The organism is Peptostreptococcaceae bacterium (assembly GCA_016649995.1).
Lineage (GTDB): Bacteria > Bacillota > Clostridia > Peptostreptococcales > BM714 > BM714.
The window spans coordinates 1-11,195 of the sequence record JAENWJ010000050.1 but is presented as its reverse complement, the minus strand read 5'-3'; the positions used below and the strand labels follow the sequence as shown (position 1 = coordinate 11,195).

The window sequence follows — 11,195 nt, the reverse complement described above, 5'->3', positions numbered from 1 at the left end:
TCTTTTGCTTTTATCTTTTGCTTTTATCTTTTGCTTTTATCTTTTGCTTTTATCTTTTGCTTTTATCTTTTGCTTTTATCTTTTGCTTTTATCTTTTGCTTTTATCTTTTGCTTTTATTTTTTACTTTCCACTTACTACTTTCCACTTGCTACTGTCTTTCACTATTTCTCAAACAAAAATTTATCAGCTGTCTTTGGAACCTCCATTGGGTAGTTTCCATCGAAGCAGGCCTTGCATAGGCTGTCCGGAGACATTCCTATCGACTCGTAGAGTCCTTCTACGCTTAGATATCCCAAGGAATCGGCTCCAATCATTTCCCTTATTTCTTCTATGGAGTATTGGGCTCCCACCAGTTTCTTGCGCTCAGGTGTGTCTATTCCGAAGAAGCACGAATATTTAACCGGAGGCGAGCTAATCCGTACATGAACCTCTTTTGCCCCTGCCTCCTTGAGCATTGAAACTATACGCTTGCTCGTTGTGCCACGCACAATCGAATCATCTATAAGCACTATGCGTTTGTCTTTTAGGTTAAGTTTGAGCGGATTCAATTTCAATCTTACAGCAAGCTCCCGCGTCTTTTGATCAGGCTCTATGAATGTACGCCCAACATATCTGTTTTTTACAAGCCCCTCTCCGAATGGAATCCCCGATTCCTCAGCATATCCTATGGCAGCAACTGTCCCGGAATCCGGAACGGCAATTACCATATCGGCATTGGCCGGGTATTGCCTCGCAAGTATACGCCCTGCATTTCTGCGGCTGTTGTATACGCTTTTACCATCGAGATTGCTGTCAGGCCGCGCGAAATACACAAATTCGAAAGAGCAAAGGGCTTTTCTGGTATTGTTGTCAAACTTGATCGATTCAATTCCTTTTTCATCTATTACTACCATTTCGCCCGGGTCGACGTCCCGTATGAATTCAGCCCCTGTAACATCAAGTGCACAGCTCTCTGACGCCAGCACATACCCATCACCAAGCTTTCCGACGCAAAGAGGCCTGAGTCCGTTTGGGTCTCTGACCCCTATGAGCTTGTTTTCGCAGATTATAGTCAAGGCATAAGCCCCTTTTATCCTCTGAACCGAATGGATTATGGCTTCCTTGAACCCCAATCTATAGTTTCTTGCTATCAGATTAGCTATGACTTCGCTATCTATGGATGTCTGGAAAATGGACCCCTTGTCCTCCAATTCATCCCTCAAGACAGCGGCATTTATAAGATTGCCGTTGTGTGCAAGCGCTATGGAACCACCCTTGTATTTAACCACCAGCGGCTGCGCATTTGCTACATAACTTTCTCCGGTTGTCGAGTAACGCACATGGCCTATCGCTACGCGGCCCTTCAATCGGTTTAAAATCTCATCCGAGAAAACCTCCTGAACCAATCCCATCTCCTTGTAATAATGCATCTTTCCGTTTGAAACAGCAATGCCGGCGCTTTCCTGGCCCCTATGCTGAAGGGCTATCAACCCGAAATATGTCAGCCTTGAAATATCCTGGTACTCCTTGGGATCGTAAATTCCTATGACTCCACATTCTTCCTTCAACTTATCCCATTCCATCAATTCATTCATTGTAGCCCTCACTTTTTTTGCTTAGTATACATCAGGCAATATGCTGCAATCTTCTTTTTCTTTCTGCTGTTCTATACGGCTCAAAACTTGCTCGATTGCTGCGCCCTGCACCTGTTTCTTGTGCCCTGTGTGTATTCATACCGTGAACACAAAAATGTCTGTCCCTTTTTAGTCCTTTTTTCCTCTTTTACTGCAAACTGCACGCTGCCAACTTCTTTTCCTGTTCCCCTACTTGCTGATCCTCGAGAAAATTTCTTCGTATGCGTCTTCAACGCCCCCAAGGTCCCTTCTGAAGCGATCCTTATCAAGCTTCTTGTCAGTTTCCCAGTCCCAAAGTCTACAGGTGTCGGGAGAAATCTCATCGGCCAAAATAATCTTGCCCTTGTAAACTCCCAATTCTATTTTAAAATCAACAAGTCTAATCTTTCTTTCCTTGAAAAAAGCCATCAAAAGCTCGTTGATTTTATATGCGTATTCCTTGATTATTTTTAATTGATCTTCGGTTGCCAACTCCACAGCCAGTATGTGGTCTTCGTTTACAATTGGGTCTCCGAGTTCATCGTCCTTGTAGCAAAATTCAAGAACCGGACGCTTCATAGGCGTGCCCTCTTTAAGCCCAAGTCTCTTTGCAAGAGATCCTGCTGCTATGTTTCTCATAATAACCTCAAGTGGAACTATTTTAACAGCTTTGACAAGCGTTTCTCTGTCGCTTAAGAGTCCCTCAAAATGGGTCGGTATGCCTTCTTTTTCGAGCATTTCGAAAAGTACCGCACTCATCTTGTTATTTATGACTCCCTTTCCCGTGATTGTTCCCTTCTTTACGCCATTGAAGGCAGTTGCATCGTCCTTGTATTCAACAATGTACCTATCTGCATCATCGGTTTTATATACTTTTTTGGCCTTTCCTTCGTAAATCATTTCGAGTTTTTTCATAATATCCTCCTATTTTTCCAGTCCCATTATCTTCCTGTCCTTTTGAGCAACCACTTCTGCCATCATTAACCTATGAGCCTTTAATTTTACTTTTAGTGATTCATCCTTAATCGACAATATTTGAATTGCAAGCAGCGCCGCATTCTCCGCTCCGTTTATAGCCACTGTAGCCACTGGAATACCATTTGGCATCTGTACTATTGACAGAAGCGAATCGAGTCCGTCCATGGTAGATGACTTGATAGGCAAACCTATTACAGGCAAAATAGTCATAGCCGCCAATACGCCCGGAAGATGGGCCGCCTTGCCAGCCGCTCCAATTATGACATCGAAGCCGTTTTCCTCCGCGCCCCTAGCAAATTCCAGGGCCGTATCCGGTGTCCTATGCGCCGAAATTACCCTAGCCTCATAAGGAACATCGAAATCCTTGAGAATGTTCAAGCCCTTTTTCACAACTTCATAATCCGAATCGCTTCCCATTACCACAGCAATCTTCATAGAATCTTCCTTTCAATATTCATTTATACCACTCTATTTATTAATACCGATAATCTTTCAAAAAAAAACAAAAGCAGCGCAAAAAGCGAAGCCTTTTTATTAACAATCTTGCTTCGCTCATAGTCAGACATTTTTTCGGCTGTCTGGTAGAAACTCTCGGACCTCATACCCGACATTATATAAGCGCTATATTTGATTGTGAATACATTTTAATATTAGCAAAGGCACCACTTCAAGTCAATACGTTTAACGAAATTTAAATATAAATTTACCCGCTATAGTTCGTATTGACGCGAACTATAGCGAGTAAACTATTTTTTATTTTCTCTGCCCACTGCAAACTGCCTGCTTCTTTTACTGTACTTCCTAATCCTACTTAAAGTACCCAACTCCGGCCTCGAATATTTTCTGATCCTTGTCGCCGGGAATGTTCTTCGCTACATTGCTACCCATTCTTTCCGAGTGGCCCATCTTGCCTAGTATCCTTCCGTCGGGACTCGTTATGGCCTCAACGGCATGCAAGGAACCATTGGGATTAAAATATCCATCATAGGAAGCCTTTCCGTCCATGTCTACATACTGCGCAGCTATTTGGCCGGCTTTGACAAGCTGATTCATTTCTTCCCCGCTTGCCACGAATCGACCCTCTCCATGTGAAAGCGGAATCAAGTGTACATCTCCAACATTCACATTGGCAAACCACGGAGAAAGATTTGAGGTTATCTTCGTTCTCGCCATCATCGCAACGTGTCGGTTTATTTTATTAAAGGTAAGTGTCGGCGCATTTTCATCCATGTCGCGTATTTCACCATATGGCACAAGTCCAAGCTTTATGAACGCCTGGAATCCATTGCATATCCCCAGCATGAGCCCGTCGCGGTTCTTTATTAGGTCCATGACGGCATCCATTATTGCAGGGTTTCTGAAAACCGTGGCTATGAACTTGCCCGAACCATCGGGTTCGTCTCCCGCGCTGAAGCCCCCCGGAACGGCAATTATTTGCGAATTTCTTATAGCCTTAACCATTGCCTCTATTGATTCCTCCACAGCCTGAGAGCTAAGATTTCCAAACACAAGTGTCTGCGCCTGTCCACCCGCTTTTTCAAAGGCTCTTGCAGTATCGTATTCACTGTTTGTTCCCGGGAATACCGGTATCAGTATACGTGGCTTTGGAACGCGGAGGAGCGTTTTCCTAGGCGCCGCGCTTTTGTATGATATCTGCATTGGCTGGCCCTCAACATCTTCCTTTACCGGAAAAATATCGTTTAGGGGCTCGAGCCACTTCTTTTGCAACTCTTCAAGCGAAATCCTCATGTCTCCAACTGTTATTGACTGGTCTTTGACAGTTCTTCCAATCATCTCCCATGACACGCCTTCAAAGTCTTTTATGTCAAAGCTTTCAACGTCAATTTCAAGAATGATGGACCTGAAATCCGGCATAAACCATTCATCTTTATTGTTCGGGCTGTTAAACTCGAATCCAATTCTGTTTCCAAATGCCATCTTTGCTATTGCAGGCGCCACTCCTCCACCGTCAACCGCATATGCCGAAACCGCCTTTTTCTTGCCAATAAGTTCTAAGACCCTTGCGTTCATTTCCTTAAGCTTTTTAAGATTGACAAGCCCCTCGGCATTTCTTTCGACAAATATCCTGACAACCGGATTGTCCCATCTCTTGAATTCCGGAGACAATGCCCTTTCAGCCTTGCCTACAGAAACCGCAAATGAAATCAGCGAGGGCGGCACATTAAGGTCATTGAATGTTCCACTCATTGAATCCTTTCCTCCGATTGCGGGAACGCACATCTCTTCCTGAACCTTGAAGGCTCCCAAAAGAGCCGCAAAGGGTTTGCCCCATTTTTCCGGATTGTTTCCAAGCTTCTCGAAATATTCCTGAAGGGAAAGCCTTGCCTTGCTCGAATCTCCCCCCATGGCTGTAATCTTGGCAAGTGAATGGGCCACTGAATAAAACGCTCCGTGGAAAGGGCTCCACACAGCAAGCCTCGGGTCAAAACCATAGGCCATGAAAGTGCAATCGCCTGTTTCACCGTCAAGCACAGGCAGCTTTGCAACCATTCCCTGCGCCGGCGTCATCGCGTAGCTTCCTCCATAAGGCATCAGCACCGTGCTTGCACCTACGGAAGCGTCGAACCTCTCGGTAAGGCCTTTCTTAGATGACTGATTCAAGTCTCCAAGGGCTCCGCGCCATAAATCTTTACCCTTAAGTCCCGACAGAAACTCCGGCATATTGTCAAAATAATCATTGCCTAAAGGCGCCTTTACCTTTACCTTGGTAGTTTGCTTTACCCCGTTGCTATCAAGGAAAGCCCTAGATATGTCCAGAATGTTCTTTCCTCGCCACTTCATCACGAGGCGGCCCGTGTCTGTAACTCGCGCCACAAGAGTAGCATCAAGATTCTCACCATCTGCAAAGGTCTTGAATTTTTCTAGGTTCGCAGGCTCTATTACAACAGCCATGCGCTCCTGCGACTCGGATATGGCAAGCTCCGTTCCATCGAGTCCATCGTATTTTTTGGGGACTGCGTCAAGATCGATGTCGAGGCTTGGCGCCAGTTCGCCTATTGCCACCGAAACGCCACCTGCTCCAAAATCGTTGCATTTCTTTATCATTTGAGAAAGCTCGGCATTTCTGAAAAGCCTTTGTATCTTCCTTTCGGTAGGCGCATTGCCCTTTTGAACCTCGGCCCCACATGTAAGTATGGATTCCTCCGTATGTTCCTTAGAAGAGCCTGTTGCACCACCGCAGCCGTCACGCCCGGTCTTTCCACCTACGAGGACTATCAAATCTCCCGGTACCGGAGATTCTCTTACCACATTCGCGCTTGGAACTCCGGCTATAACCGCTCCAACTTCCATGCGCTTGGCAACAAAGCCCGGATGGTAGACCTCGGATACCTGGCCTGTAGCAAGCCCTATCTGGTTTCCGTATGAGCTGTACCCAGCAGCTGCCTTCGTTGTTATTTTTCTTTGGGGCAGTTTGCCGGGAAGTGTTTCTGAAAGCGGCGTTCTCGGATCCCCGCTTCCGGTTACCCTCATCGCCTGGTAGACATAGCTTCTACCTGAAAGAGGATCCCTTATGGCTCCTCCTAGGCAGGTTGCGGCTCCGCCAAAAGGCTCTATTTCAGTAGGATGGTTGTGAGTCTCGTTCTTAAACATAACAAGCCATTCCTCCGGTTTTCCGTCCACCTCTATCTCCGCTCTAATTGAGCAGGCATTTATCTCTTCTGATTCCTCAAGATCTTCAAGAAGACCCTTTTTCTTCATAAGACGCATACCCATGGTTGCTATATCCATCAAGCATCGGTCTTTTTCTCTTTCTCCGTACACATACTTGCGTGCTTTTTCGTATGAATTGAAGGCTTCCTTGACAGGCTTGTTAAGCGGAGAGTCCTCTATGTCTACCGAAATTATTTCCGTAGCGAAGGTCGTATGGCGACAATGATCCGACCAATATGTATCGATGACCTTAAGCTCGGTTATCGTTGGGTTCCTTTTCTCATCGTCCCTGAAATACTTCTGGCAAAAGAGCAGGTCCTCGTAGCTCATTGCAAAACCAACCTCGTCCATAAAGGCCTTCATTTCATTTGCGTCGAATTCGGTGAAACCTTTAACTATAGCAACATCTTCAGGCTCTAAGGTTTCCATCTCAAGGCTTAGCGGCTTAAGAAGCGAAGCCTCTCTTGAATCAACCGGGTTAATAATGTATTTCTTCACGCTGTCCAAACCGGCGGCGCCAATATTCCCCTTAAGAACATAAATCTTTGCCGCAGATACCGCAGGCTTTTCCTTGCGTGTCAATATCTGAACGCATTGGGCTGCAGAGTCCGCCCTTTGGTCGTATTGCCCAGGCAAATATTCTACCGCAAAGTAGTTTTCGTCCCGCTCCACTTCAAGTGTCTCATAATATACATTATCAACATTCGGCTCCGAAAAAATCGTAGAGGCAGATTGCTCAAAAGCATCCTTATCCATTCCAGCAACATCATATCTGTTGATTATCCTAACGCCTTCAAGCTTTTTCAGATTCAGGCTTCTTTTCAGGTCATGCAAGAGATGGACAGCGTCCACATCAAAGCCCTTTTTCTTTTCCACAAAAATTCTTTTAACTGTATTTTTCATATAACCACCTTTATCCATTGTGTTCCCGGTTATTTTACCTCATTGCAATTTGTTAAACTCTTATTCTTTTTATTAAAAGAAGGATAGCCCAAACATACACTTTCTTTGGGCTATCCAAGAATGAGTAGCACCTTAAAAAAAACAGACCCATAACCGGTTTCACGGACATAGTGAAAAACCAGTCTGAGTCATGACTAATTTCCCCACTTCTAGTCGGACAATTTACGGCAGCCCGGTAGAGACTTCTGATCCATATCATCAGAATATAAAAGTGAAACCCAACATTAATGATAACAAAGGAATTCTTGCGTTTCAATAGGTTTTACGAATTTTTTTCTTTAATTTCAATTTATCATTCGTGTTATATCTCGATGAACAAAAAGATGCCTAAGGCACCTTTCTTTAAATGCAAAAACAAATTCAAATTATTTCATTCTTGTTAGGCAAAATAATCAATGCGGCAATATAGATAAGAACCCCTATTCCATAGAACATAGAAAAAAAGACCCAAAGCAACCTTACAATAGTTGGATCAATCGCAAAATAGTCCGCTATTCCGGCACACACACCGCCAAGCATTTTATTTTCAGTATCCTTGTACAGCCTTTTCTTTAAAGTCATAGATTACACCTCCCCTAATGGACCTACATTCCCAATATACCCAATAGTTCCTCGTAATCATGCACCTCGTACTTTGGAATGATATTTTTTTCGTTTTCCTTCATTTCAGCATTATACCAGCATGTATCCACTCCAAAATTGAGGCCCCCTTTAATATCCGATGTGAGGCTGTCCCCTATCATGAGCGTTTTATCTTTTTTCTCATATCCTATTTTATTGAATGTATGCTCAAATATTCTCGGATCCGGCTTTGATATCCCTACGCTTTCGGAGATGACAAGTTCCTCGAAATATGGTCTTACCGGCGATTTGCCAAGGCGAGTCTCCTGTACCGATGTCAGTCCGTTTGTAAGAAGAACCATTCTGTATCTACCCTTAAGCCTATTCAGCAATTCTTCCGCCCCCTCATAGAGAAAACCTGCGGTAGAAAGATTGTACAGGTACTCCTTTGAAAAACCAACCGCATCTTCATCTATGCCCAGTTCAACGAAAAATCGTCTAAACCTCTCAGCTTTCAGTGTTTCTTGGTCGATCTTGCCAAGCTCCATCTCTTTCCATATGCCTTTGTTTACGCTCGTATATATACCGTATTCATCATTGCTAAAATTTCGCCCGGCATTTTCCGCCGTCTTGAAGAAGGCGTATTCCTCCGCCTTCGCAAAGTCGAACAAGGTGCCGTCGGCATCAAAAATCAATAGTTCGTATTTCATAACCACCATTCCTTTCCATCTGCTATATTCTTTAATCATATCATTCTAATGCGGCTGTGAAAACATCTACATGCATGTACTGCCCGCTGATTTTCATGCTATACTCAAAATAGAAATCATTCATATTGTAAAGGAGCAAACTTATGGGTTTCTATAGCAAAATGGTTCCGGACGGAACATATTGCATCAACGGTTACGAGGGCAAGGCCTCGCATATTGAATTCCCGAAAAATATAGTAATAACAATATTGCATGACGATTTGTTCAAGGGCCATACCGAAATCGAATCAGTGAACATACCTGAAAGCGTTACTGAAATCGGAGGATTTGTCTTTGACGGTTGCACCGGTCTCAAGACATTGAATCTTCCGCCCAATCTTCAAAGCATGTGGCAATATGCCCTGACGCGAACAGCCATTGAAGAAATCGAGATTCCCGGAAGCCTCCGTTCAATCGTCCCCTTCACCTTCTACCGGTCGAATTTGCTCAGAAAGGTCATCATAAACGAAGGAACAGAGAACATCAGCGCATGGGCCTTCAAAGACTGCACCTCTTTGACAGACGTATACCTGCCTCCCTCGCTTACCGAAATCAGCGACAAGGCGTTTGAAGGATGCGGCAAAATAACATTTCATAGAAAATAAAAAAATCTGCAAGGGAGAAACATATTTTGTTTCTCCCTTGCATTCGGATAGCACCTTCTTTCTTGCCCATATTACCATTATCCATTGATTTCATTTTCCAACACTTCAATAGCCCATAAAGGAATATTCAAAAGCCATTCTTCTCTCTTATAATCCGCCATTGCCGTTCTTACTGAAATTGACGGATGAAATTTTTCATAATAACTTTTTATACTTTTAGCTTTAAGATTCGTTTCTGCCTTCACTTCGACAGGCACAATTTTTTCCCCTGTGTCCACCAAGAAATCTATTTCTGCACTGCCTCTATTATTCGTCCAATAATAGGTTTCAATTTGGTGCAAAGTCACCAATTGCTGAAGTACGTATTGCTCAGTCAACGCTCCTCTAAATTCTTTGAATAGCCCGTTTCCATCCAATAAAACGGATTGATTTAATCTTGCCATACAGGACAACAACCCCACGTCCAATACGAATAATTTAAAGGATTTTAAGTCTTCATACGCTTTTAGCGGCAGGTTCGGCGCCTTGACCCTCTGTACTTTATGTACCAGCCCACAGTCAATCAGCCATAACATTGCCATCTCATATTCTTTGGCTCTTGATCCTTCTTTAATTAGTCCGTATACAAATTTCTTGTTTTCTTTAGTCAGTTGAGACGGGATGATGTTCCACAACATTCTAATTCTTGGAATAACTTCATTAGGTGCATGCTTTGAAAAATCCTGCTCATAAGCCATCAAAATTCGTTCTTGGATTTCTCTAGCTTCGTTAAAATCCGTATTTTCCGCAAAATTCGATACTACTTCCGGCATGCCGCCAACATAATAATAATACTTTAATAAATCTATATATTCCTGTTTAAATTTCGTTGCCAAATCGAAGTCTCCTTTTTGCAGCAGTTCAACGAATCGTTCCTTTCCCATGGCTCTCATGAATTCACCAAATGATAATGGATGCAAATCCATAAATTCGACTTTGCCAACAGGGAATGATGTCCCTTGATGCAGCGCTACTCCAAGCAAAGAACCTGCACATATGATTTGATACTCTGGCGCATTTTCATTGAAGTACTTCAAGGCAGTCAATGCTTTTGGAACTTCTTGAACTTCATCAAAAATCAACAATGTATCTTCTGCGTTAATTTTATGATCCGAATATAATTCAAGACCTGTAATTATTCTATCGATTTTCATATCTGTTTCGAACAATTCTCTCATTTGTTGACTATTATCGAAATTTATATAAACAGTCTTTTTATAAGCTGTCTCGCCGAACTTTTTCATTAGCCAAGTTTTCCCTACTTGCCTGGCACCCCTGATAACCAATGGTTTTTTGTTCTTCTTATTCTTCCATTTATACAAATCATCCATAGCATTCCTATACATTTTATCACCTCTGGAACTATTATAAAACTTTTTTTACATTAATTACAACGTAATTATGTATTGATACCACACTTTTACGGACGTATAATGCAAATCACAATCTCAATGTACATCTTAATCCATATGTGTCTCAACTTAAAACACGCCTCCCCATAATGGATAGAATATAATCACCATTGACGGTTCCAGTTATTTTTCATATCGACTGAGCCATCCTTCCAGTATCACCCCGTACAAAATCCCGGCCGCAAAACTTACATGGTCTTGAAATCCTGTAGAACTATAGAAAGCAAATGAGACCACAAGCCCCAGAACTGCCCCGCGAAGCAATGTTCTGCTTTTACCTGTCACCTTCCATGGAGCCCCCACAGCCAGACCGATAATAACACGATTGTACCACAGTGAAAACATGAAAACTGGTGAAGCGGAGAAACCGGATCTGACATATGCCCCCACAACACAGATGAGTCCCATTGACACTCCCAACGGATAAATCCGGGGGATTCTCGAATGATTAAATACCAGTCCGTTTCCGGTAGGCAAGTATGACTTCGAGTTCCGAGGTGTGTCATCACCTCGTCCCGTGCCAGGACATATAGTCGCACGGGCTGAAAGCCTGCTGCTAAGCAGCACCAGCAATCACAGGTGCATCTATGATGTTGATTGCACCAACTAAATCTCTGTGAGTA

The 11,195-nt window shown here is 43.3% G+C and carries 9 protein-coding genes and 2 riboswitches; of the genes, 1 reads left to right on the top strand and 8 read right to left on the bottom strand.

Going from position 1 to position 11,195, the window contains the following annotated elements; translation table 11 throughout:
* Nucleotides 1-162: 162 nt before the first annotated feature.
* The 6 genes from JJE29_07760 to JJE29_07735 all read right to left on the bottom strand — a co-directional run bounded on the left by JJE29_07760 (nt 163) and on the right by JJE29_07735 (nt 8,477).
* Complete coding sequence (locus JJE29_07760; GenBank protein ID MBK5252510.1) at nt 163-1,575, bottom strand: amidophosphoribosyltransferase; 1,413 nt, start codon at nt 1,573-1,575, stop codon at nt 163-165.
* Nucleotides 1,576-1,803: 228 nt separating this feature from the next.
* Nucleotides 1,804-2,508 (bottom strand): phosphoribosylaminoimidazolesuccinocarboxamide synthase, encoded by a 705-nt coding sequence (locus tag JJE29_07755; GenBank protein ID MBK5252509.1) that lies wholly within the window; start codon nt 2,506-2,508, stop codon nt 1,804-1,806.
* A gap of 9 nt (nt 2,509-2,517) precedes the next feature.
* Nucleotides 2,518-3,006: a 5-(carboxyamino)imidazole ribonucleotide mutase gene (gene purE, locus JJE29_07750; GenBank protein MBK5252508.1), complete on the bottom strand. Its 489-nt coding sequence runs from the start codon at nt 3,004-3,006 to the stop codon at nt 2,518-2,520.
* A 100-nt stretch (nt 3,007-3,106) separates the two neighbouring features.
* A riboswitch (purine riboswitch) is annotated at nt 3,107-3,209 on the bottom strand.
* Nucleotides 3,210-3,378: 169 nt separating this feature from the next.
* On the bottom strand, nt 3,379-7,146 hold the full coding sequence (locus tag JJE29_07745) for a phosphoribosylformylglycinamidine synthase (GenBank protein ID MBK5252507.1): 3,768 nt from the start codon (nt 7,144-7,146) through the stop codon (nt 3,379-3,381).
* A gap of 190 nt (nt 7,147-7,336) precedes the next feature.
* Nucleotides 7,337-7,437, bottom strand: a riboswitch (purine riboswitch).
* A 129-nt stretch (nt 7,438-7,566) separates the two neighbouring features.
* The gene (locus JJE29_07740) at nt 7,567-7,767 is read right to left on the bottom strand and encodes a PspC domain-containing protein (GenBank protein MBK5252506.1); all 201 of its coding nucleotides are present in this window, start codon (nt 7,765-7,767) and stop codon (nt 7,567-7,569) included.
* Nucleotides 7,768-7,790: 23 nt separating this feature from the next.
* Nucleotides 7,791-8,477, bottom strand: coding sequence for a YjjG family noncanonical pyrimidine nucleotidase (locus JJE29_07735; protein ID MBK5252505.1), 687 nt, complete (start codon nt 8,475-8,477; stop codon nt 7,791-7,793).
* 143 nt (nt 8,478-8,620) lie between these two features.
* On the opposite strand from JJE29_07735, the gene JJE29_07730 reads away from it, so the two are divergent.
* Complete coding sequence (locus JJE29_07730; GenBank protein ID MBK5252504.1) at nt 8,621-9,121, top strand: leucine-rich repeat domain-containing protein; 501 nt, start codon at nt 8,621-8,623, stop codon at nt 9,119-9,121.
* Nucleotides 9,122-9,198: 77 nt separating this feature from the next.
* Here the strand turns inward: JJE29_07730 and JJE29_07725 are convergent, their stop codons facing one another.
* Both JJE29_07725 and JJE29_07720 read right to left on the bottom strand, forming a co-directional pair.
* Entirely contained in the window at nt 9,199-10,506 is a 1,308-nt protein-coding gene (locus JJE29_07725) for an ATP-binding protein (protein ID MBK5252503.1), read from the bottom strand.
* Nucleotides 10,507-10,695: 189 nt separating this feature from the next.
* Complete coding sequence (locus JJE29_07720; protein ID MBK5252502.1) at nt 10,696-10,980, bottom strand: hypothetical protein; 285 nt, start codon at nt 10,978-10,980, stop codon at nt 10,696-10,698.
* Nucleotides 10,981-11,195: the final 215 nt, after the last annotated feature.